Here is a 22,635-nt window from a genome sequence, read left to right as displayed (position 1 = left end):
ATACTAGCCAGTTGCCTGGAGAGGGGATTTTTTTTATACTGTATATATAGAACTTATATTCTATTTAACGACAAAATCCCGCCTAGGGCGGGTTTTCATATTTTATAAAGAATTTCAAACAGAATTGAGGTGAAAATTAGTGAACCAGACTATTCAGCATAAGCTCGCTTTGCTTCCAGATCAGCCCGGGTGTTATCTGATGAAGGACAGACAGGGGACGATTATTTATGTAGGAAAAGCAAAGGTGTTAAAAAACCGAGTCAGATCCTACTTCACTGGCTCCCATGACGGAAAAACTTTCCGGCTGGTCCAGGAAATAGAAGACTTTGAGTATATCGTCACCTCTTCAGATATGGAAGCACTGATCCTGGAGCTGAATCTCATAAAAAAATGGGATCCCAAATATAATGTCATGCTGAAGGATGACAAGAGCTATCCTTTTATCAAGCTGACAGCCGAACGCCATCCGAGGCTGATTACGACCAGGAATGTCAAGAAGGATAAAGGGAAATATTTTGGACCCTATCCAAACGTGTTTGCAGCGAACGAAACAAAAAAGCTGCTTGACAGACTTTACCCGCTGAGAAAATGCACCACTCTTCCTGACCGTGTCTGCTTATACTATCATCTTGGACAATGCCTTGCACCTTGTGTCAATGACATTAATGAAGAAGAGTATAAAAATATCACCGAAGAAATTACCCGATTTCTAAACGGCGGCTATAAGGAAATCAAGAAGGATCTTACCGAAAAGATGATGGCTGCCGCCGAAGAGCTGGATTATGAGAGAGCCAAAGAGTACAGAGATAAAATTTCACATATCGAAACCACGATGGAAAAGCAAAAAATGACGCTGACCGATTTTACGGACAGAGACATTTTTGGGTATGCTTATGATAAGGGCTGGATGTGTGTGCAGGTGTTTTTTGTGAGACAGGGTAAACTGATCGAGCGCGAGGTATCCATGTTCCCTCTCTATAATGAACCGGATGAGGAATTCCTGACATATCTCGGCCAATTTTACTCGAAGGTTAATCACTTCAAACCGAAGGAAATTCTCCTGCCAGATTCAGTGAATGCTGAAATGGCTGAAGGGCTGCTGGAAGTGAAGGTACTTCAGCCTAAACGCGGTCCAAAAAAAGATTTGTTAAAGCTGGCAAACAAGAATGCAAAGATTGCTCTTTCTGAAAAATTTGCACTAGTTGAAAAGGATGAAGAAAGAACAATTAAGGCAGTTGAAAATCTGGGTAATCAATTAGGCATCTTCACACCCCACCGCATTGAAGCTTTTGATAATTCCAATATCCAGGGAACGAATCCGGTGTCTGCTTTGGTTGTTTTTATAGACGGCAAGGCGGAAAAAAAGGAATATAGGAAATATAAGATTAAAACAGTTAAAGGGCCGGATGATTATGAGTCCATGCGTGAAGTCGTCAGGCGGAGATACAGCAGGGTTCTTAAAGAACAGCTGCCGCTACCGGATTTAATTATTATAGATGGAGGAAAAGGTCATGTGGAAGGTGTACGGGATGTCCTTGAAAATGAGCTTGGCCTGGAGATTCCGCTGGCAGGGCTTGTGAAGGATGAAAAACACAGAACCTCGCAGTTAATGATCGGCAATCCATTAGAGGTAGTGCCGCTGGAAAGAAACAGTCAGGAGTTTTATCTGCTGCAGCGCATCCAGGATGAAGTGCACCGATTCGCCATTACTTTTCATAGACAGCTTAGAGGCAAGAACGTTTTCCAATCTATTCTTGATGACATTCAGGGGATTGGGGAAAAGAGAAAGAAATTGCTGCTTAAACATTTCGGTTCCGTGAAAAAAATGAAAGAGGCTCCACTGGAAGAGTTCATTAAAATCGGACTTCCCAAAAATGTGGCTGAAGAATTCTTTAACAAATTAAAAGAGTAGTATTGTTGGATTGAACAGGCTATGTTATAATCATCAATAAATTCAAATTACTTTACAATGTTAAAGTGATGATAGAGGTGCGAGTTTCATTAGTAAGGACTTGGAGAAGTTTGAGCTTCATGGAAAAGTCCGGAAAGGGGAAGTCGCCGAAGCGAAACAGGGCTCACAACCTGTTACGCTGGTTCTGCATTGAATAAGTGCAGGATTGTCAAGATCTTATTCTTGGAGAGCTATCTCACTGTGTTAACGTATTATTTTTTTAGTACGTCCTTCACAGGCAATGAGATCATTCTCATTGCCTTTTTGTATGTTCTTAACAAAAGAAGGCACAGTCAGATGGAACCACAACAGGGAGGCAGGAAAATTGGGAAGAATCGTACAGAAATTTGGAGGAACTTCAGTAGGCAGTGTAGAGAAAATTAAAAATGTAGCGGATCGTGTTCTTGAAGAAGTGAATCGGGGAAATGAGGTCGTAGTCGTTGTTTCTGCCATGGGCAAAACCACTGACAAGCTAGTTGAAATGGCAAGAGAAATCTCTCCTTTTCCGAATAAAAGAGAGATGGATATGCTGCTGACAACAGGAGAACAAATCACCATTTCCCTTCTCTCAATGGAGCTGAATGAAAGAGGTTTTGAAACCATATCGTTGACAGGCTGGCAGGCCGGTGTACATACAGAGTCTGTTCACGGTAACGCGAGAATTACGGATATAGATACTGACCGGATTGAAACAGCCCTCTCTTTAGGGAAAATTGTGGTAGTGGCTGGATTTCAGGGAATATCAGGACCAGAAATTACAACCCTTGGCAGGGGAGGCTCAGATACAACAGCCGTAGCACTTGCTGCAGCTTTGAATGCTGAGAAATGTGATATTTATACGGATGTAACCGGTGTTTATACAACAGATCCGAGATATGTGGAAGGAGCAAGAAAGCTGAATTCTGTTTCATATGATGAAATGCTGGAATTAGCAAACCTTGGCGCCGGCGTTCTTCATCCAAGGGCAGTGGAGTTTGCCAAGAATTATCAAATGCCGCTTGAAGTGCGTTCAAGCATGGATCGAGTATCGGGAACCATCATCGAGGAGGAAGTATCTATGGAACAAAACTTGATTGTCAGAGGAATTGCGTTTGAAGACAGCATCACTAGAATATCTATATTTGGCCTTAAGAAAGGTATTTCTTCCATCTTTACAGCCTTAGCGGAAAGCCATGTGAACGTAGACATCATTATTCAAAGCATGACGGCAGAACATGAAACGAGTCTTTCATTTTCTGTAAAAACAGGAGATGTTAAAGAAGCACTGGAAGTATTGAACAGCCATAAAGAATCCATCCAGTATGAAACGATCGAAACAGAAAGCAATCTGGCGAAGGTATCGATCGTTGGTTCGGGAATGGTTTCAAATCCAGGGGTAGCGGCCGAAATGTTCGAGGTGTTATCGCAAAAAGGAATTTCTATAAAAATGGTAAGCACTTCTGAAATCAAAGTATCTACTGTTGTTGCTCAGGATAAAATGCTTGAAGCGGTAGGAGCCCTGCATGAAGCCTTTAATTTGTCAGATGCTTTTGCCATTGAGCAAAAATAATGCCGTAAACAAAACCAGCAGTCGGTCATAGTCCGGCTGCTGGCTTTTTTGTTTGTTACATATATCTGTTGATTGCAGCAAAAGTCATCTGCTTTTTCGCGGGCGGACCGGGACTGCTTGCCGTTAAATATCGGTGCGGTTCATACCTTTTTAAAAAACCGAATCCTTAGGATCCCACTTAACAATAAAGGTCACTTTTCGGTTTCGCTTTTTTATTTCTTCTATCGCCTCGGAGGATACTCTTTTCTGGAGTTCAAACTGCTGGGCCAGGAAACCTGCTTCCAGCTGAAAATGGCATTTATCATTTATAGAGAGCCGTCTTGCTACTGAATCACCAGATAATTCAAATATGGATTCATCTTTTGATAGCTTCTTCTGGCTTAGGGCTCCCCAGCCGGCGCTATGAAAAAATCCGCAAATGTCTTCAACGGTATTCAAAGGAAATTTTCTTGCTAGCTGTTTCCCTCCCCAATAAAGGAGCTGCGGTGCATCTTGGCCGAGGATTTCACTCATAAGATATTCACGGATTAGGTCATAGCCAAAAACAGGAACCTGCTTGCTCTCAGGGGGCAGGCTCTCCTTTTCTTCGAGCGGCTGTTCATTCAGGTCTTGATCTGAGGCTGTTTCTACGGATGTTTCATTCATGACTTCTTTACCCAACGTTCTCCCCTCTTTCTTTAAATCTATAATAACAATTTTATTTGGCTGCAAACAGCCCTAAATGTATGTAATCTTATAAATTATTAATTATGTCAAAATAATACCTAAGATTATGAGAATATGATTAAAAGTTTGAAATTTTTATAAAAATTTTTATATTTGACAAATATTTTGTGTATCCGTTTTCTTGACGCTAAATCTTGGGAGGAGTAAAATGAACATGTTAATTAAATGTTACAAAATAGTTTTTTTTGTAGTTTTGTAGCGAATATCCTTTGAACAAGGATAAATTTCACTTTTGTGCAGGAACAGCCAAATCTCAAGGGGGTATAACAAGTTTATGGCAGGAAATCGGGAGTTTGCCAATCGAAGGCTGCATTCGTTACTGGGGGTAATTCCGCTTGGAATATTTATTATTCAGCACTTGATCGTAAACCATTATGCTACAAACGGTGTTGAATCATTTAACAAAGCGGCAAATTTTATGGGAGGGCTCCCTTTCAGGATCTTTTTAGAGACCTTCATTATTTTTCTTCCTTTAGCTTATCATGCAATTTATGGAATTTATATAGCCTTTACAGCTAAAAACAATGTAGGCAGATACAGCTACTTCCGTAACTGGATGTTCATGTTCCAGCGCTTGACTGGAATCATTACATTGATTTTTGTTGTATGGCATATCTGGGAAACGCGGCTTGCAGCAGCTAGAGGGGTAGAAGTCAACTATGAAATGATGACAAACATTCTGGATAATCCATTCATGATTGCTTTCTATATAGTTGGTATTATTTCTACAACATTCCACTTTGCAAATGGCTTATGGTCATTCTTGGTAACATGGGGTCTAACCATATCTCCGCGTGCTCAAAGAATCACAACCTATGTAACTATGGTTATTTTTGTAGCACTTTCTTATGTTGGAATCAGTACAATTTTCGCTTTCATTTAATAGAGTTATAGACTTATACGATGCAAGGTTTTTCAAAGCATAAACGCTTTGATATCGAAAAGGAGTGACAGACTTGAGCAATGGCAAAATCATTGTAGTCGGCGGCGGTTTGGCTGGCTTAATGGCGACTATAAAAATTGCTGAACAAGGACATAAAGTAGAGCTTTTTTCAGTAGTTCCTGTAAAACGATCCCATTCAGTTTGTGCCCAGGGCGGCATAAACGGAGCAGTTAACACAAAGGGGGAAGGGGACTCTCCTTATATCCATTTTGATGATACTATCTACGGCGGCGACTTCCTAGCCAATCAGCCCCCAGTAAAAGCAATGTGTGAAGCGGCACCATCGATTATCCACATGTTTGACCGTATGGGTGTAATGTTCAACCGTACTCCTGAAGGTCTTCTTGACTTCCGTCGTTTCGGAGGTACTCAGCATCACCGTACTGCATTTGCAGGCGCTACCACTGGACAGCAGCTGCTTTATGCTCTAGACGAGCAGGTGCGCCGCCATGAAGTGGCTGGACTTGTTACAAAGTATGAAGGCTGGGAATTCCTTGGTGCTGTTATTGATGACGAAGGCGTCTGCCGCGGAATCACTGCGCAGGATCTTAAAACTATGGAAATCAAGTCATTTTCTGCTGATGCTGTCATTATGGCATCCGGCGGACCGGGGATTATCTTTGGTAAATCAACCAATTCCATTATAAACACCGGTTCTGCTGCTTCTATCGTTTATCAGCAGGGTGCGGTTTATGCAAACGGTGAATTCATCCAAATTCATCCTACTGCACTGCCTGGCGATGATAAACTGCGTTTAATGAGTGAATCTGCCCGTGGTGAAGGCGGACGTGTCTGGACGTACAAAGACGGTAAGCCTTGGTACTTCCTTGAAGAAAAGTACCCGGCATACGGAAACCTTGTTCCGCGTGACATAGCAACCCGTGAAATTTTCGATGTGTGTGTGAACCAAAAGCTAGGGGTTAATGGTGAAAACATGGTATATCTTGACCTTTCCCATAAAGACCCTAAAGAGCTTGATATCAAGCTTGGCGGTATCATTGAAATCTATGAAAAATTCATGGGTGAAGATCCAAGGAAAGTCCCAATGAAAATATTCCCAGCGGTCCATTATAGCATGGGCGGCCTTTGGGTTGATTATGATCAGATGACGAACATACCTGGATTGTTTGCAGCTGGTGAATGTGATTATTCACAGCACGGCGCAAACCGCCTGGGAGCAAACTCCCTTCTTTCTGCTATTTACGGCGGGATGGTAGCGGGACCTAATGCTCTTAAGTACGTGAACGGGCTGAATAAGAGGTCTGAAGATATTTCATCTTCTGTATTTGACAGACATGTCAAACAAGAGGAAGAAAAATGGAACAGCATCATGTCCATGAATGGAACCGAGAATGCTTATGTGATCCATAAAGAGCTTGGGGAATGGATGACAGATAACGTGACAGTAGTTCGTTATAATGACAAGCTCCTTCAAACTGATGCCAAAATCCAAGAATTACTAGAGCGTTATAAAAATATTAATATCAACGATACAGCAAGATGGAGCAACCAAGGTGCTTCCTTCACGCGCCAGCTCCAGAACATGCTTCAGCTTGCACGCGTTATTACGCTTGGTGCTTATAACCGTAATGAAAGCCGCGGAGCTCATTACAAACCGGATTTCCCAGAGCGTAATGATGAAGAATTCATGAAAACAACAATGGCTAAATTTACCGGAGCCGGCTCTGCTCCTGAACTATATTATGAGGACATCGATGTTTCACTGATCCAGCCTCGTAAGAGAGACTATTCTAAGAAAAAGGAGAGTTAAGGTATGGCTGAGAACAAAACAGTTCGTTTTATCATTACCCGCCAGGATCATACTGAATCAGCCCCTTATCAGGAAGAATTTGAACTTCCTTACCGTCCAAACATGAATGTGATTTCTGCATTGATGGAAATCCGCAGGAATCCAGTTAACGTAAAAGGGGAAAAAACAACTCCAATTACCTGGGACATGAACTGTCTTGAAGAAGTATGCGGCGCATGTTCAATGGTAATTAACGGCAAGCCCCGTCAATCGTGTACGGCTTTGGTGGACCAGCTTGAACAGCCTATACAGCTTGCTCCAATGAGAACATTCCCTGTTGTCCGTGACCTTCAGGTGGATAGAAGCAGAATGTTCGATTCCTTAAAAAAGGTAAAAGCATGGATTCCAATCGATGGGACGTATGACCTCGGACCTGGACCGCGTATGCCGGAAAGAAAGCGTCAGTGGGCATATGAACTTTCCAAATGTATGACTTGCGGAGTCTGCTTGGAAGCTTGTCCAAATGTAAACAGCAACTCTGATTACATTGGGCCGCAGTCGCTTTCTCAAGTCCGTCTATTCAATGCGCATCCAACAGGTGCCATGAACGCACCAGAGCGCTTAAATGCAATCATGGGGGATGGAGGCATCGCCAGCTGCGGTATGTCACAAAACTGTGTTCAATCTTGCCCTAAAGGCATTCCATTGACCACTTCCATTGCAGCTCTTAACAGAGATACCACCATTCAATCCTTCCGAAACTTCTTCGGCAGCGATCAATAAAAATAAAGAAAGGGATTTAAAGCATTTAGTCTTTAAATCCCTTTTTATTTTCCGGTTTTTATAAATACATAGATTTGAGGAATACTCTGGGATACCTGTTGTCCCATTAGGCAAGAAAAAATGAACGTCCTTAGGATTTAGCTGCTGTCCCCTCTTAAGAAGTTTTTTCTAATAATCAGCAGACAGTGGCGATTGGCTAATGCCTGGCTTATGCGATTTAGATAAAAGATACTAGTAAACAAGATTGTGCTCACTAAGCTGGATGGGCTATTGTATCAGGAATGCTTCATCAGGAATAACATACATTTAGTAATTCCTGAAATGGAGTGTAAATATATGCCGGATGAAAAAAACGCTAATAATCTAAATAATGATGATAAAAAGTTCCAGGATAATGAAGACCCAAAGTCAAACGGTAGCAATTCATGGAATGGCAGTACAAAGTATAAGGTGAATGAAGAATTGAAGACAAGGCTTGAAAGGCAGATTGTAGATGTAATCTGGGTTAAAACAATAGCTCAGATTGTCGAACTGGTACTTTTGTCAAAATTTTATTCGGTAAATGGTGAGTCAGACCTACCCAGCACTGCAGAGATTCTAACCGGAGTATGGATACAAACCATCGGTCAGATTGCAGAGGCTGTAGGAGCAACACAAGAAATTAAAGCAGCAAATAAAGCAGAGTTAATCGAGATTCAAAAGTTCTTAATTATGTCAGACTGGATTCAGTCGTTTGGCAGTGCCGTTGAAGCGTTAGGACAAATGAAGGTGATACAGGAAGAACTGGCAGATGGAAGTACTTTTCTGCCTTAATCTTTACCTGCTAGGTCCTAATAAATCTCCATGCTCTTTGTTCCTTAGTTATGTCTTTCTGTGTAACTTGAAGGATATATTGCTAGTACGGTCCTTCATTTAGGAGGATCGTTTTAGTATGGAGATAACACGACCGCCTACTTAGGACTCGCTGCAGAAAAAAGTAATTTTGAACGAGTTAGTATCATGCATCTAATAGAATTAACAACTTGAGCAAATTGTGTTGTAGTTATATCAGCGCTATGAACCTGCTGATTTTGATATTGTTGGATGGCAAACATCAAGGCTGCCAACAACTGTCCAAAGTGAGGTTAATAATAAAATATGGCTTTATAAATAGTCAGAATTGCATTAAAATAAATGAATAACTATTCATTTTTCAGGAGGAACAAGAATGGCCCGTATAGCTTATATTGAAAACATGAAAGAATGGAGCGATTCTTTCCACTTTGCGCATAGCGTTTCTGTCCGCTTTTCAGAAACAGATATGTTCGGGCATCTAAATAATACGGTGCCTTTTACTTATTTTGAAGAAGCGCGGATTGAGTATCTTAAAGCAATTAGCTTTATGGCAGACTGGCTGAATCCGGAGCATGACCGTATTCCAGTAGTGGCTGACCTGCAGTGTGATTTTTTAGCCCAGGTTTATTTTGGTGAGGAACTTCTTATACATGTCAAGGCACATTCGATTGGCAATTCTTCTGTGGATATCCACTATAAAGGGACGCGTCAGGATGACACTATAGTATTTACCGGCAGAGGTACTATAGTTCAGATTTCGCGGCATACTGGGAAACCCGTTTTTTGGTCAGAACAGCAAAAAAATAAATTAGAGGCAGAGAAGCTCCAACATGCTGCTCATGCTTGTTCAGCTGGTTAGTCTAAAATAAATAGGCTTAAATTTTCCAAGTATGTCATAGTAGTAATATAGTTCATTTTTTTATTGCCTCTTCCTTTAAAACCAGTCACTTTCGTACTATCCATAACATAAGATATGGTGACTAAATATATACCCATTCCTAGGTGATAGCTGGTAAAGGCAAGGAGGGTTACCATACTTGAAGGAGAACGAATATACTCATAAGCCATTGCTCACCAAACGAGAAAGAGAAGTATTCGAGTTGTTAGTGCAGGATAAGACGACCAAAGAAATCGCAGGTGAGTTATTCATTAGTGAGAAAACCGTAAGAAATCATATTTCGAATGCCATGCAGAAGCTTGGAGTTAAGGGGCGTTCTCAAGCTGTAGTTGAGCTCTTGCGTATGGGTGAGTTAAAGCTTTAACCATACATGAAATTAGCTGCCGGCCTCTGCAAGCTTGTCACTTTTTCAACCTAGAAATACCGCTAAAAGCAGTCAAGTGAATATGGCAGATAAAAGGAAAATGTACTTCCTTTTATTTGCCTGTTCACTGATTGCTATTTTTTTTAGAGGAATATTAGTAACCCTTGATCTTTTGTATCATTCGTAAATGAATGGAATTTATGAAAAGCACCGCTTTTCGGGTGGTCCAACTGCAGACTGAAACCTTCGGACATAAGCCAATCGCCATTAAAAAGTAAGACTGTCCCTTTGGTTTCCGGCAAACGAGATGCGTTCTTCCTAGGTGAGAAAGAACATTTTGGTTCCCGGGACACGAAAATTTGCCCTTTTTAGCTCTGATAAAGGATGTTTTGGCTTCCGGCCAACGTAGCCGTGATGAAGGACGTTTTGACTCCTGGGACACGAAGATTAGTCCTTCATAGCTGTGATGAAGGACGTTTTGACTCCTGGGACACGAAGATTAGTCCTTCATAGCTGTGATGAAGGACGTTTTGGCTCCTGGGCAACGAAGATTAGTCCTTCATAGCCCTGATGAAGGACGTTTTGGCTCTTGGCCAACGAAGATTAGTCCTTCATAGCCCTGATGAAGGACGTTTTGACTCCTGGGACACGAAGATTAGTCCTTCATAGCTGTGATGAAGGACGTTTTGGCTCCTGGGCAACGAAGATTAGTCCTTCATAGCCCTGATGAAGGACATTTTGACTCCTCGCCAACGAAGATTAGTCCTTCATAGCTTTGATGAAGGATGTTTTTGCTCCCGGCATACGAAGATAAAAAGCGGCCTTCCGCTGCCGCTTTTTCTTATGCTGGTAACGCATAAGGGTGGCTAAGCTTCTGTCTTTGCTATCGCTTGCCAATCAGCAAGTCAGATGTCTGCTTTTTTGCAATTATCTGTGCTTCTGAAAAGTATCTTTTACATTCAGCTCTTTACATACTATCTAAGAAAAGCACCGTACTCCGCTTTTCTTCTTGAAATTTGTTATTATTTGATAGACAATAAATGATAGTGTAAGCTTGTTATGATGTAAAAGTGGGAGCTGTAAAAATGAAGATTGAGAATGAATTGAACCAGGACCTTGTCGTTGATATAGAAAAAGATCTGCGATATATATCTGCCATCATTAAGCAGAAAGGCAGAGAGATATTAAATCATTATCCAATCACGCTTCCGCAATTTTATGCGCTTCAGTGGCTGCTTGAAGAGGGTGATATGACGATTGGCGAACTCTCAAACAAGCTGGCTCTTGCGTGCAGCACGACTACAGATCTAGTAGACCGCATGGAAAAGAACACGCTGGTAATGAGGGTCAAAGATACAAACGACCGCCGGGTGGTCAGGATCCATCTGCTGGAAGTGGGAAAACAAATTATAGATGAAGTGATTGTAAAGCGCCAGGATTATTTGAAAGATATATTTGAGCAGTTTTCTGATCAGGAAGTGCTTCAGTTAAAATCCAGCTTAAGCAAGCTGCATCAAGAAATGAAACAAGAATGAGGCGGGATTTTTGAAATATCCAATTGGTATTATAGATTCAGGGGTAGGCGGCTTGACTGTGGCCAAAGAAGTAATGAGACAGCTTCCCCATGAAAATATTATCTATCTTGGGGATACGGCACGCTGTCCGTATGGGCCTCGGCCAATGGAAGAGGTAAAACAGTTTACATGGCAGATGACGAGGTTCTTATTGAAGCGAAATATTAAGATGCTGATCATTGCCTGCAATACTGCCACTGCTGCTGTATTAGATGAAATAAGAAATGAACTTTCGATACCTGTCCTGGGTGTCATTTATCCAGGGGCACGGGCTGCACTGAAGCTGACCCGCAACCTGCATATAGGTGTTCTCGGAACGGACGGGACGATTAAAAGCGGTGCGTATGAAACAGCATTGAAAAATATAAATCCGCTTACGAGAGTAGAGAGTTTAGCATGTCCAAAATTTGTATCGATCGTAGAGAGCGGAGAGTTTAAAAGTCCGATTGCAAAAAAAGTTGTAGCAGAAACGCTCAAGTCTTTAAAAACCAAAAAACTCGATACTCTTATTTTAGGCTGTACGCATTATCCTCTGCTGGGGCCGGTCATCAGCAGCTATATGGGTAAAAACATTGAAGTTATTTCTTCAGGTGAGGAAACAGCAAGCGAAGCAAGTGTAATCCTTCATTACAACGGCCAGATGAATAAGAGTACGGAGCCTCCCGTTTATAAATTTTATACAACAGGTTCAAAAGGGATCTTTCAGCAAATCGCTTCTGATTGGCTTGAAAGACCAATCGATGAAGTCGAAACTGTAAAAATCGATGCGTAAAGGTCTGTTCTAAGTGAGAAATTTTTCTCTCTTGGAATAGGCCTTTTTTATATGCAGAAGAATTTTTAACCCAAAGACTTTCTTTGTCCAAATTTAATTTTCCACAGCGGTCTATTTTATAAGAAGGCTCGTATAAATAGTAGTACAAACTGTCTTTGGAGGGATTGAAATGTCTCAAAATACAAAAAAAGCAATCTGCTTTACTGTTCTTGCTTCCTCTGTCTTGCTTTCAGGCTGTGGATTATTTGGCGGTGAGGATAAGAAGATAGACCCGCCGCAAGATGTTTCCTACCTGAAAGATGCTTCAGGTCTGAAAGAGAAGGGCACGACTTCAGCTAAAGAGGCAAAAGAAGCAAAGGCTGAGATTAAGACAGAGCTGTATTTGATTGATAAAAATGGCTATGTTGTACCTCAGACACTGGAGCTCCCTACTTCTGAAGGGGTGGCTAAACAAGCGCTCGAATATCTAGTTTCAGAAGGGCCGGTACAAGAGCTGCTTCCTAATGGTTTCAGAGCGGTCCTGCCAGCTGATACAAAGGTGGACTTAAATATCAGCAAGGACGGTGTGGCCACCGCTGACTTCTCTAATGAATTCAAAAATTATAAAGCTGCCGATGAAAAGAAGATTTTACAGTCTATTACATGGACACTGACACAGTTTGATTCAATTAAGAAGGTTAATATCAGAGTGAACGGAAAAGCATTAACGCAGATGCCTGTGAATCATACTCCGATTACAAAGGATATGACAAGATCGGTAGGAATCAACCTCGATACATCAGGAATCACGGATATTTCAAATACCAAATCCATTACAGTCTACTATCTGGGCGGAGATGAGGGCGAATATTATTATGTACCTGTGACCCGCAGAATAACAGATACAAAGGCAGACCCAGTCACAGCTGCAGTTAATGAGCTGATCAAAGGACCGGCTTATTCATCCAATTTGATTTCTGACTTTGTACCGGAAATAGCTCTGCTTGATAACCCCAAAGTAGATGATGGGAAAGTAACGTTAAACTTTAATAAATCTGTCCTTAACAGCACCAAGAACAATCAGATATCCAGTTATTTGCTGGATTCATTAGTTCTATCTCTAACAGAACAAAAAGACATTAAAAGTGTTGAAGTATTGGTAGATGGTAAAGAAAAACTTACCACTGATAATGGAAAATCCCTTACTGAGCCGGTCACGAGACCTGAAAAAGTAAACACAGGCAGTTTTTAAAAATGCTTTTTTTGATATACTATAGGATATAAGGCTAGAGGCGGGACTGATTTCCGCCTCTTATTTTATTAATAGTACATGCATTATATCAGGAGGCATACCAACTTGAGAATAGATGGAAGAAATAGTAATGAACTTAGACCCGTACATATACAAAAGGATTATATTATGCATCCAGAAGGTTCGGTGCTCATTTCTGTCGGAAATACTAAAGTTATTTGTTCTGCCAGTATTGAGGAAAGAGTCCCTCCTTTTTTGCGGGGACAGGGAAAAGGGTGGATCAATGCGGAATACTCCATGCTTCCCCGGGCTACAGAACAGCGCAATATCCGGGAATCTTCAAAGGGGAAAGTGACAGGAAGAACGATGGAAATTCAAAGACTTATCGGCCGGGCGCTGCGGGCGGTGGTAAGTCTGGAAGCATTGGGAGAAAGAACAATCTGGATCGATTGTGATGTGATACAGGCGGATGGAGGCACGAGAACTGCTTCGATTACAGGTGCATTTGTAGCTATGGCACTTGCTGTTAATAAGATTCATAGTGAAAAGAAACTGCCAGTTTTTCCGATCAAGCAATTCCTTGCTGCCACAAGTGCGGGGATTATCTCTGGCGATCAGGTTGTGTTAGACTTGAACTATCATGAAGATTCCCAGGCTTCCGTTGATATGAATGTGATTATGACCGGGAGCGGAGAATTTGTCGAACTACAGGGAACTGGCGAAGAAGCGACATTTACCTATGATCAGCTGCAAACTATTCTTGGTATGGCCCGTGAAGGCATCGACAGCCTGATTGGCGTTCAGCAGGAAGCTCTGGGTGAAATAGCTTCTAAAATCGGTAAAGGGTGAGAAACGGTGAAAACAGTATTGATTGCCACTAAAAATAAGGGGAAGGCAAAGGAATTTGAAAGTCTATTTGCTTCAAAGGGATACGAGGTTCTTACACTCTTAGATATCCCGAATGCTCCGGATGTAGAGGAAACAGGATCCTCTTTTGAAGAGAATGCTGTAATTAAGGCAGAAGCCATTGCAAGACAGGCAGGACATTTTGTAGTGGCAGATGATTCAGGCCTTATTGTGGATGCCCTTGATGGCAGACCCGGAATTTTTTCTGCAAGGTATGCCGGTGAGGACAAGAATGACCAGGCGAATCTTGAAAAAGTGCTTGAAGAGCTCAGAGGAGTTCCGGAAGGTGAAAGGACAGCCAGGTTTTATTGTTCATTGGCGCTCGCGTCTCCTAATCAGGAAACCATAACCGTAGCAGGCAGTGTAGAAGGACTGATCATTAATGAGCCGCGAGGAGATAGCGGCTTTGGGTATGATCCGATTTTCTTTGTAAAAGATTTAGGGAAGACCATGGCAGAGCTTTCATCTCAGGAAAAGAACAAAATTAGCCACCGGGCTCATGCGTTGAAAGAATTAGAAAGCCTTCTCGATTCATTTTTAGAAAGAGAAAGATTATCATGAAAGCTCTAATCATAAGCGACAGTCATGGGCTGATTGATGAGCTGACGGAATTAAAAATCCGGCATAAGGATGCGGACGTCTTTATTCACTGCGGCGACTCAGAGCTGGATTTTGGACATGAGGCGCTCGATGGATTTCAGTACGTTCGGGGAAATTGCGACTTTGATTCCAGATTTCCAAAATCAATTTCTAAGGAAATGTTAGGTTATAGGTTCTTTGTTACGCATGGCCACCTTTATAATGTAAAAATGACTCTTATGAATCTGTCCTACCAGGCGGAGGAGGAACAGGCAGAAATCGTATGTTTCGGCCATTCTCACATCGCAGGTTCAGAAATGATCGGGGGAAGGCTGTTCATTAACCCTGGAAGCATAAGGCTGCCAAAAGGAATACGTGATAAGACGTATGTGCTGCTCGATATGCAAAGCCGCCATGTAACTGTGCAATTCTACAGCATGGATGGAAACTTAATAAAAAATTTAAGTAGGACTTATCATTTCGAGTAGAGTTGTGTATAATAAATCAGGGAGAAACCGAAAATCCTCTCCCTGAAACTTTTTCAAAAAAGTTTTAAAAAGATTGTTGACTTTCGAACGTTATGGCACTATAATAAAAAATGTCCTCAAGAAAAACATTAAAAAAATTACTTCTTATTATGTCCCAGTAGCTCAGCTGGATAGAGCAACGGCCTTCTAAGCCGTCGGTCGGGAGTTCGAATCTCTCCTGGGACGCTAACCTAAGTAAAAAGCCGATATACCATTCACCTGGTATGCCGGCTTTTTTATTTTTGCGGACCGGAGATTAAGGACCGTTCGGTAAATAATTGTAATGTTTCGTGAAGTACATGACTATCCGGGTTAAGTCACACATTAAGACAGGAATTAAACGTGCAGGCAGCCGGGTGATTCCAAAAATATGTACCTGGAGGGGTTCCCGTTATGAATACTAACAGCATCCAGATGATCAATCAGTGCCGTCAGATTGCAACTCAATTAATGCAGCAAACACAGCAAAGCAATCAAATGTACAACCAAATGATGCGCCAAGAGCAGCAGAACGCACAGATGCTCCAGCAGTTGGTTGCACGCGAAGAACAGGCAGCACGCAATCTGCAGCAATCTCTTCGTGCACACGATATTGCATTGCAAGGATGTCAGCAAGTTTTAAATATGTGTAACCAACTGCAGCAGGAATTGAGTAGACAGCAATCCATGACAGGTTCTCCTTTCCAGCAGGCGACAGGAACATTTTCCCACTATCAGCAATAAATAAAGTAAATGAAGGAAAATATAAAAAAATTCCTTCTTTGAAAAAACGCTTTATATCAATTATGTAAGCGGATACAACCTTTCCAATAAATCTAAATAGTCTAAAAATTTGAAAAATAGGGATTGACTCGCGCTGGCAGAGGGCGTAATATAATCAACAAATATAACTTGGTCAGCCAAGTAAATGGCGGTCCAAATCTCATAACTTATACATGTAACGCGTTGATGAGGAAAAGTAGTCAGGAGTAAAGCAGGTACAGAGAGCCGGGCAGCTGGGAACCGGTACTGCCCTTTTGATGAACTCACCTCAGAGTTTCAGCTTGAAAGGTTTTACCAAGTAGAGCTGAACGGGTAATCGCCATTACCCGTTACCAAAATCGGAAGCTATGCTTCCAGTAAGTGCGCACATTACTTTGTGCGAATTAGGGTGGTACCGTGGATGGGATTAATGCCTTTTCACCCCTTTATTCTTCTGTTGTTCAAATGGAGGATGCAGGTGGTGAAAAGGCTTTTTGTTTTTAAAAATTAAGAAGATTGATTGGGAGGAAGGAGAAGGGATGCAAAAAACGGCTCTTGCAGAACGTAAAGGCGAAGCACTGATGAAAAGCGGTGCGGACATACTCATGGACAGCTTGAAGAGAGAGAATGTCGAAGTGATTTTCGGATATCCAGGGGGAGCGGTTCTTCCCATTTACGATAGTCTTTACAATGCAGGAATTCCTCATATTCTAGCAAGGCACGAACAGGGAGCCATACATGCAGCGGAAGGATATGCAAGGATCACAGGAAAACCAGGGGTGGTGATTGCAACTTCTGGTCCTGGTGCAACCAATATTGTAACAGGACTTGCTGATGCTTTAATCGATTCCATACCGCTTGTGGTGCTGACCGGTCAGGTAGCAACAGGGGTTATCGGTACGGATGCTTTTCAAGAGGCAGACGTCTTGGGAATCACTACTCCCATAACGAAACACAATTACCAGGTAAGAAACCCAAAAGACTTTCCAAGGATCATTAAGGAAGCTTTTTATATTGCATCAAGCGGAAGGCCAGGTCCCGTATTAATAGATGTTCCAAAGGATATGGCTGTACTGTCAGCGGAAGTCGATGAAGACCCGGTGTTGAATCTTCCAGGCTATCAGCCAAAGCTGACTCCTAATTATCTGCAGATAAAAAAACTTTGTGAAGAGATTACAAAAGCTAAAAGGCCATTGATTCTTGCGGGTGCTGGAGTTTTAATCTCCAAAGCGCATGAAGAGCTTAAAAGCTTTGCCGAGAAACAGCAGATTCCCGTTGTGCATACTCTCCTCGGCCTAGGCGGTTTTCCGGCAGAACATCCTCTTTTTATCGGGATGGCTGGAATGCATGGAGTATATGCAGCAAATATGGCTTTATCAAATTGTGATTTGCTCATAAATATAGGAGCCCGCTTTGATGACCGGCTGACAGGTAATTTAAAAGATTTTGCTCCTTTAGCAACTGTGGCACATATTGATATTGACCCCGTAGAAATAGGGAAGAACGTGCCTACGAAGATCCCGATTGTAGGGGATGCAAAAGAAGCCCTGGATATGCTTAACGAACAAGATCAAGAAAAAGCGGAATCAGAAGAATGGATCAGGCAGCTTCATCAATGGAACAAAGAGTTTCCGCTCCGATATGAGCAGAAGGGAGATTCTTTAAAACCCCAATTTGTATTGGAACTGCTTCATAAAGAAACTAAAGGTGAAGCCATAATTACGACAGATGTTGGCCAGCATCAGATGTGGGCGGCACAGTTTTACAGGTTCAATAAACCGCATGCCTGGGTTACATCAGGAGGATTAGGAACGATGGGATTTGGGCTTCCTGCGGCGATTGGAGCCCAGCTGGCCAAGCCGGAGGCAAAAGTAGTGTCAGTCGTTGGTGATGGAGGATTTCAGATGACTCTTCAGGAACTGGGAGTGATTGCTGAGTTAAAGCTCCCAATCAAGATTATCATCATTAATAATCATGCGCTGGGCATGGTTAGGCAGTGGCAGCAGACCTTCTATAATGAACGCTATTCACACAGCCTGCTTCATTCTCAACCATCCTTTGTAAAACTGGCGGAAGCTTATGGAATTAAAGCCTTTCAGATTCATACCGAACAGGAAGCACGGGATAAGATGAAGGAAGCTTTTACACTAAATGAACCTGTACTCCTAGATTTCCGTGTTTTGCAGGAAGAAAATGTCTATCCTATGGTTGCCCCAGGGAAGGGACTCCATGAAATGGAGGGTGTGTAAGAAATGAAAGGAATTATAACACTCACCGTCATGAATAGACCGGGAGTTCTAAACAGAATCACTAATTTGTTTTCAAAAAGAAGCTATAACATTGAGAGTATCACTGTAGGCAGCTCCGAACAGCCGGAAATTTCAAGGATAACTGTCGTAGTGCAGGTTGAAAACGATAAAGAGCTTGAACAAATAACCAAGCAGCTTAATAAGCAGATTGACATCATAAAGGTAATGGATATAACGGATCAGGCGATTGTAGCAAGGGAACTGGCATTAGTTAAAGTATCAGCTTCCACGCAGACAAGGAGCGAAATTTATTCACTGATCGAGCCGTTTCGGGGTTCGGTTGTAGATATAAGCAGGGATAGTCTTATCATCCAAATAACGGGTGAAACGGAAAAAATTGAAGCCTTTATCGAATTATTGAGGCCATATGGAATTAAAGAGCTTGCCCGTACAGGAACTACAGCCTTTTTAAGAGGAACCCAGAAATCACAGGGTTCGAAGAGCCTGTCAATTGTATAACAAAAACATAAAAAATTGAAATAAAGGGAGAGAATGAAAAATGGCAAAGGTTTATTACAATGGAGACGCAAATCAACAGTATTTTAATAATAAGAAGGTTGCAGTGATCGGCTACGGCTCACAGGGACATGCACATGCACAGAACCTTCGTGACAGCGGGGTTGAAGTAGTAATCGGACTCCGGGAAGGGAAGTCATGGAATAGCGCAGTAAACGACGGTTTCGCTGTATACAATGTAAGAGAGGCAGCAGGGCAGGCAGATGTAATTATGATTCTCCTTCCTGATGAAAGGCAGACAAAGGTTTATAACGAAGAAATTGCTCCGGTGCTGCGACCAGGCCAAGCATTAATGTTTGCTCACGGATTTAATGTTCATTTTAACCAGATTGTAGCGCCGCAGGATGTGGATGTACTTCTGGTAGCACCAAAAGGTCCGGGACATCTTGTGCGCAGAACCTTTGAACAGGGGGCGGGAGTACCGGCGCTGTTCGCTATCCACCAGGATGTTACTGGAGATGCAAGAGAGCTTGCCCTTGCGTATGCTTACGGAATTGGGTCCCTTCGTGCAGGTGGTCTTGAAACGACATTTAAGGAAGAAACGGAAACTGACTTATTCGGGGAGCAGGCAGTTCTTTGCGGGGGATTGACTTCCCTGGTAAAAGCCGGGTTTGAAACATTGACAGAAGCTGGTTATCAGCCTGAACTGGCCTACTTTGAGTGTTTGCATGAATTGAAGCTGATCGTTGACCTGATGTATGAAGGCGGACTCGAAGGAATGAGATATTCCATTTCGGATACCGCTCAATGGGGTGACTTTGTATCAGGGCCTAGAGTCGTGAACGAAGAAGTTAAGAAAGAAATGAAGCGGGTTCTAACCGATATCCAGCAAGGCCAGTTTGCAAAAGGATGGATCCTGGAAAATCAGGCAAACCGCCCAGTCTTTAATGCGATCAATGAAAGTGAAAAAGAACATCCGATTGAAAAAGTGGGCCGTGAGCTTCGTGCCATGATGCCGTTCGTCAATCAAAAGCAAGCACAAAAGAAAGAAGTGGCTGCACTTGCGAAAAATTAAAATATTTGACACTACATTACGTGACGGAGAACAGTCTGCAGGAGTGAACCTGAATTTTTCAGAAAAACTGGAAATATCCAAACAATTGGAAAAGCTAGGTGTCGATATCATTGAAGCTGGATTCCCGGCTGCATCAAAGGGTGACTTTGCTTCAGTGGCTGAAATTGCAAATGTGGTGCGGAATTCATCCGTAACAGGACTGGCAAGATCCGTGAAGGGTGATATGGATGCTGCCTGGGAAGCGCTGAAAGATGGCGCAGAACCCCGGCTCCACGTGTTCCTGGCTACATCCCCGATACACCGGCAGTTTAAATTAAAGCAGACAAAGGAGCAGGTAGTAGAAACGGCGGTAAGCGCGGTAAAGTATGCAGCCGCCAGATTTCCTATCGTTCAGTGGTCTGCAGAAGATGCATGCCGGACTGAATTGGATTATCTTGCGCATATTGTTGAGCAAGTCATTCGTGCGGGAGCACAAATCATTAATATTCCAGATACAGTTGGTTACATTACTCCCATCGAATATGGCAACATATTTAGATACCTAAGGGAAAATGTACCTTCCATCGATAAAGTCCAGCTTTCAGCTCATTGCCATGATGACCTGGGAATGGCCATAGCAAATTCACTTGCGGCAGTTGAAGCGGGGGCCAATCAAATAGAAGGAACAATAAATGGTATTGGAGAAAGGGCAGGCAATGCGGCGCTTGAAGCAGTGGCTGTAGCCCTGTATACAAGAGCTGATCATTACAAGGCTTCAACCCGCCTGAACCTTAAAGAAATCAAGAGAACCAGTGACCTTGTCAGCAAGCTGACCGGTATGATCATCCCTCCAAATAAGGCTGTTGTAGGCAGAAATGCTTTTGCTCATGAATCAGGAATTCACCAGGATGGAGTTTTAAAAGAAAAGTCGACTTATGAAATCATTTCACCTGACTTGGTCGGGGTATCTGAAAATTCCATGGTGCTTGGCAAGCACTCAGGCAGGCATGCTTTCCGGAACAGGCTTCAGGAACTGGAGCTCAAGGTCTCTGAAGAGGAAGCGAATAAACTTTTCATCACCTTTAAAGCACTGGCTGATAAGAAAAAGGAAATGACTGACGAAGATCTGGTGGCACTTGTCCTTGAAGAAACATTATCAGAAGGAGAGAACTTCCTTCAGCTTGAATCCATTCAGGTGCAATATGGTACAAACCAGGTTCCTACGGCGACGGTCACTCTAAAAGGATTCAATAATGAAGCGATACAGGAAGCCGCGACAGGAGCAGGAAGCATTGAGGCTTTATATAACACTCTCGAGAGATGTGTCGATGGACCGGTTAATCTGCTGGACTATAGAATTCAATCCGTAGGTGCAGGCAGAGATGCTTTGGCGCAGGTATATGTAAAGATGAGATATCAGGAACAAGAAACAAGCGGACGCGGATTAGCGCAGGATGTTCTCGAAGCATCAGCAAAAGCTTATCTCAATGCTGTAAACCGAGTTCTGTATATGAATGAAAAAACGGCTGTATTAAACGCATAACACAAGACGGGAAGGGGCTGGCATATATGCAAAAGAAAATTGCTGTTTTACCTGGTGATGGAATTGGAACAGAAGTAACAAGGGGTGCTGTTGAAATCTTAAAGGCCGTGGCTGACAGATACGGCCATGAATTTCAATTTAATTATGGATTGATCGGCGGGACTGCCATAGACAAGACCGGCCATCCACTCCCGGAGGAAACAGTGACTCTCTGCAAGGATAGTGATGCCGTATTATTAGGGGCGGTGGGCGGACCTAAATGGGATCACAACCCACCGCACTTAAGGCCTGAAAAAGGGCTCCTCTCTATTCGAAAGCATCTGAGCTTATATGCAAATTTGAGGCCCATATCCTTTTATGCCAGTCTAAGTGAAGCTTCCCCGCTGCGGAAGGAAGTCATTCAAGATGCGGATTTTGTTATTGTAAGAGAGTTAACTGGCGGCCTTTATTTTGGGAAACCGAGCGGCAGGCGTGTGGAAGATGGCCAGGAAACCGTTGTAGATACTCTTGTATATCACAGATACGAGATTAAAAGAATTATTGAATTAGCTTTTACCCTTGCAGAGAAAAGAAGGGGAAAGGTGACTTCTGTCGATAAAGCGAATGTATTGGAGTCCAGCAGAATGTGGAGAGAAGTTGCTGAAGAGGTTTCTAAGGATTTTCCTGCTGTCGAATTAGAGCATATGCTGGTCGATAATGCAGCCATGCAGCTGATCAGAAATCCAAGACAGTTCGATGTAGTCGTAACGGAGAATATGTTTGGAGATATCTTAAGCGACGAAGCCTCAGTATTAACGGGTTCTCTCGGAATGCTTCCTTCTGCAAGTATTTCTTCTGAAGGACCTAATCTATATGAGCCTATACACGGTTCAGCTCCGGATATTGCCGGGCAAAACAAAGCTAATCCAATTGCAGCTATACTTTCTGCAGCATCTATGCTGCGCAACAGCTTCAGTCTTGAAGAGGAAGCGAAGGCGGTGGAGGCTGCGGTGGAAAGCGTCCTGGAAGCCGGATACCGGACGGCAGACCTGGCAGGCGGCAGAACAAAATCGTTAACAACTGAACAGATGACGGAAGAGATAAAAATTTCAATGCTTGGTGATGAAGCTATTTCACAGATTATGGGAGCATATGCGTAATTGTTG

At 42.6% G+C, this 22,635-nt stretch carries 21 protein-coding genes, 1 tRNA gene, 1 riboswitch and 1 other annotated feature; of the genes, 21 read left to right on the top strand and 1 reads right to left on the bottom strand.

Going from position 1 to position 22,635, the window contains the following annotated elements; all coding sequences use genetic code 11:
• The first annotated feature begins 139 nt into the window (after positions 1-139).
• Complete coding sequence (gene uvrC / locus CUU66_RS09235; RefSeq protein ID WP_101641409.1) at positions 140-1,912, top strand: excinuclease ABC subunit UvrC; 1,773 nt, start codon at positions 140-142, stop codon at positions 1,910-1,912.
• Between the two features lie 64 nt (positions 1,913-1,976).
• A riboswitch (Lysine riboswitch) is annotated at positions 1,977-2,153 on the top strand.
• Positions 2,154-2,276: 123 nt separating this feature from the next.
• Positions 2,277-3,500, top strand: a complete 1,224-nt coding sequence (locus CUU66_RS09230) for an aspartate kinase (protein ID WP_101641408.1) — start codon at positions 2,277-2,279, stop codon at positions 3,498-3,500.
• A gap of 150 nt (positions 3,501-3,650) precedes the next feature.
• On the opposite strand, the gene CUU66_RS09225 is transcribed toward CUU66_RS09230, so the two are convergent.
• Positions 3,651-4,160 carry a YslB family protein gene (locus tag CUU66_RS09225; RefSeq protein WP_257967942.1) on the bottom strand — a complete coding sequence of 170 codons (510 nt, stop codon included), beginning with the start codon at positions 4,158-4,160 and terminating at the stop codon, positions 3,651-3,653.
• Positions 4,161-4,500: 340 nt separating this feature from the next.
• On the opposite strand from CUU66_RS09225, the gene CUU66_RS09220 reads away from it, so the two are divergent.
• From CUU66_RS09220 to leuB, 19 genes are all read left to right on the top strand, one after another.
• Positions 4,501-5,109, top strand: a complete 609-nt coding sequence (locus tag CUU66_RS09220) for a succinate dehydrogenase cytochrome b558 subunit (protein ID WP_101641407.1) — start codon at positions 4,501-4,503, stop codon at positions 5,107-5,109.
• A 73-nt stretch (positions 5,110-5,182) separates the two neighbouring features.
• Positions 5,183-6,940, top strand: coding sequence for a succinate dehydrogenase flavoprotein subunit (gene sdhA, locus CUU66_RS09215; protein WP_101641403.1), 1,758 nt, complete (start codon positions 5,183-5,185; stop codon positions 6,938-6,940).
• Positions 6,941-6,943: 3 nt separating this feature from the next.
• The gene (gene sdhB / locus CUU66_RS09210) at positions 6,944-7,702 is read left to right on the top strand and encodes a succinate dehydrogenase iron-sulfur subunit (RefSeq protein ID WP_101641400.1); all 759 of its coding nucleotides are present in this window, start codon (positions 6,944-6,946) and stop codon (positions 7,700-7,702) included.
• Positions 7,703-8,038: 336 nt separating this feature from the next.
• Positions 8,039-8,515, top strand: coding sequence for a hypothetical protein (locus tag CUU66_RS09205; RefSeq protein ID WP_101641392.1), 477 nt, complete (start codon positions 8,039-8,041; stop codon positions 8,513-8,515).
• A 394-nt stretch (positions 8,516-8,909) separates the two neighbouring features.
• A complete protein-coding gene (locus tag CUU66_RS09200) occupies positions 8,910-9,395 on the top strand; it encodes an acyl-CoA thioesterase (protein WP_101641390.1) in 486 nt (161 codons plus the stop codon).
• Positions 9,396-9,573: 178 nt separating this feature from the next.
• Positions 9,574-9,798 (top strand): helix-turn-helix domain-containing protein, encoded by a 225-nt coding sequence (locus CUU66_RS09195; protein ID WP_026693730.1) that lies wholly within the window; start codon positions 9,574-9,576, stop codon positions 9,796-9,798.
• A gap of 1,085 nt (positions 9,799-10,883) precedes the next feature.
• A complete protein-coding gene (locus tag CUU66_RS09190) occupies positions 10,884-11,333 on the top strand; it encodes a MarR family winged helix-turn-helix transcriptional regulator (protein WP_101641389.1) in 450 nt (149 codons plus the stop codon).
• A gap of 10 nt (positions 11,334-11,343) precedes the next feature.
• A complete protein-coding gene (gene racE / locus CUU66_RS09185; protein WP_101641388.1) occupies positions 11,344-12,144 on the top strand; it encodes a glutamate racemase in 801 nt (266 codons plus the stop codon).
• Positions 12,145-12,313: 169 nt separating this feature from the next.
• Positions 12,314-13,375 (top strand): GerMN domain-containing protein, encoded by a 1,062-nt coding sequence (locus CUU66_RS09180; protein WP_101641387.1) that lies wholly within the window; start codon positions 12,314-12,316, stop codon positions 13,373-13,375.
• A 105-nt stretch (positions 13,376-13,480) separates the two neighbouring features.
• A complete protein-coding gene (gene rph, locus CUU66_RS09175) occupies positions 13,481-14,224 on the top strand; it encodes a ribonuclease PH (protein WP_101641386.1) in 744 nt (247 codons plus the stop codon).
• Between the two features lie 6 nt (positions 14,225-14,230).
• Entirely contained in the window at positions 14,231-14,842 is a 612-nt protein-coding gene (locus CUU66_RS09170; RefSeq protein ID WP_101641385.1) for an XTP/dITP diphosphatase, read from the top strand.
• Positions 14,839-15,348 carry a metallophosphoesterase gene (locus tag CUU66_RS09165; RefSeq protein WP_101641384.1) on the top strand — a complete coding sequence of 170 codons (510 nt, stop codon included), beginning with the start codon at positions 14,839-14,841 and terminating at the stop codon, positions 15,346-15,348. The genes CUU66_RS09170 and CUU66_RS09165 overlap by 4 nt, the downstream gene beginning before the upstream one ends.
• Before the next feature lie 151 nt (positions 15,349-15,499).
• Positions 15,500-15,573: transfer RNA gene (locus tag CUU66_RS09160), tRNA-Arg, on the top strand.
• A 207-nt stretch (positions 15,574-15,780) separates the two neighbouring features.
• Positions 15,781-16,110, top strand: coding sequence for a hypothetical protein (locus CUU66_RS09155; RefSeq protein WP_101641383.1), 330 nt, complete (start codon positions 15,781-15,783; stop codon positions 16,108-16,110).
• 213 nt (positions 16,111-16,323) lie between these two features.
• Positions 16,324-16,577: a binding site (T-box leader), on the top strand.
• A gap of 90 nt (positions 16,578-16,667) precedes the next feature.
• Complete coding sequence (gene ilvB / locus CUU66_RS09150; RefSeq protein WP_101641433.1) at positions 16,668-18,377, top strand: acetolactate synthase large subunit; 1,710 nt, start codon at positions 16,668-16,670, stop codon at positions 18,375-18,377.
• Positions 18,378-18,380: 3 nt separating this feature from the next.
• A complete protein-coding gene (ilvN, locus tag CUU66_RS09145) occupies positions 18,381-18,896 on the top strand; it encodes an acetolactate synthase small subunit (protein WP_101641382.1) in 516 nt (171 codons plus the stop codon).
• A gap of 40 nt (positions 18,897-18,936) precedes the next feature.
• A complete protein-coding gene (gene ilvC, locus CUU66_RS09140) occupies positions 18,937-19,968 on the top strand; it encodes a ketol-acid reductoisomerase (RefSeq protein WP_101641381.1) in 1,032 nt (343 codons plus the stop codon).
• Positions 19,955-21,490 (top strand): 2-isopropylmalate synthase, encoded by a 1,536-nt coding sequence (locus CUU66_RS09135; protein ID WP_101641380.1) that lies wholly within the window; start codon positions 19,955-19,957, stop codon positions 21,488-21,490. Before ilvC ends, CUU66_RS09135 begins: the two co-directional genes overlap by 14 nt.
• A gap of 26 nt (positions 21,491-21,516) precedes the next feature.
• Positions 21,517-22,629 (top strand): 3-isopropylmalate dehydrogenase, encoded by a 1,113-nt coding sequence (gene leuB / locus CUU66_RS09130; RefSeq protein ID WP_101641379.1) that lies wholly within the window; start codon positions 21,517-21,519, stop codon positions 22,627-22,629.
• The last annotated feature ends 6 nt before the right edge of the window (positions 22,630-22,635 follow it).

Origin of the sequence: Peribacillus deserti, from assembly GCF_002863585.1 — a bacterium.
GTDB lineage: Bacteria > Bacillota > Bacilli > Bacillales > DSM-1321 > Paraperibacillus > Paraperibacillus deserti_A.
Note: the sequence above shows the minus strand (reverse complement) of the source record. Positions and strands in the feature narration are given on the sequence as shown.

Bases quoted from the DNA above. Each gene is read 5' to 3' on its own strand.
- CUU66_RS09220 (WP_101641407.1), top strand. From the start codon at position 4,501: ATGGCAGGAAATCGGGAGTTTGCCAATCGAAGGCTGCATTCGTTACTG.
- sdhB (WP_101641400.1), top strand. From the start codon at position 6,944: ATGGCTGAGAACAAAACAGTTCGTTTTATCATTACCCGCCAGGATCAT.
- CUU66_RS09205 (WP_101641392.1), top strand. From the start codon at position 8,039: ATGCCGGATGAAAAAAACGCTAATAATCTAAATAATGATGATAAAAAG.
- CUU66_RS09200 (WP_101641390.1), top strand. From the start codon at position 8,910: ATGGCCCGTATAGCTTATATTGAAAACATGAAAGAATGGAGCGATTCT.
- CUU66_RS09190 (WP_101641389.1), top strand. From the start codon at position 10,884: ATGAAGATTGAGAATGAATTGAACCAGGACCTTGTCGTTGATATAGAA.
- CUU66_RS09180 (WP_101641387.1), top strand. From the start codon at position 12,314: ATGTCTCAAAATACAAAAAAAGCAATCTGCTTTACTGTTCTTGCTTCC.
- CUU66_RS09165 (WP_101641384.1), top strand. From the start codon at position 14,839: ATGAAAGCTCTAATCATAAGCGACAGTCATGGGCTGATTGATGAGCTG.
- CUU66_RS09155 (WP_101641383.1), top strand. From the start codon at position 15,781: ATGAATACTAACAGCATCCAGATGATCAATCAGTGCCGTCAGATTGCA.
- ilvB (WP_101641433.1), top strand. From the start codon at position 16,668: ATGCAAAAAACGGCTCTTGCAGAACGTAAAGGCGAAGCACTGATGAAA.
- ilvN (WP_101641382.1), top strand. From the start codon at position 18,381: ATGAAAGGAATTATAACACTCACCGTCATGAATAGACCGGGAGTTCTA.
- ilvC (WP_101641381.1), top strand. From the start codon at position 18,937: ATGGCAAAGGTTTATTACAATGGAGACGCAAATCAACAGTATTTTAAT.
- leuB (WP_101641379.1), top strand. From the start codon at position 21,517: ATGCAAAAGAAAATTGCTGTTTTACCTGGTGATGGAATTGGAACAGAA.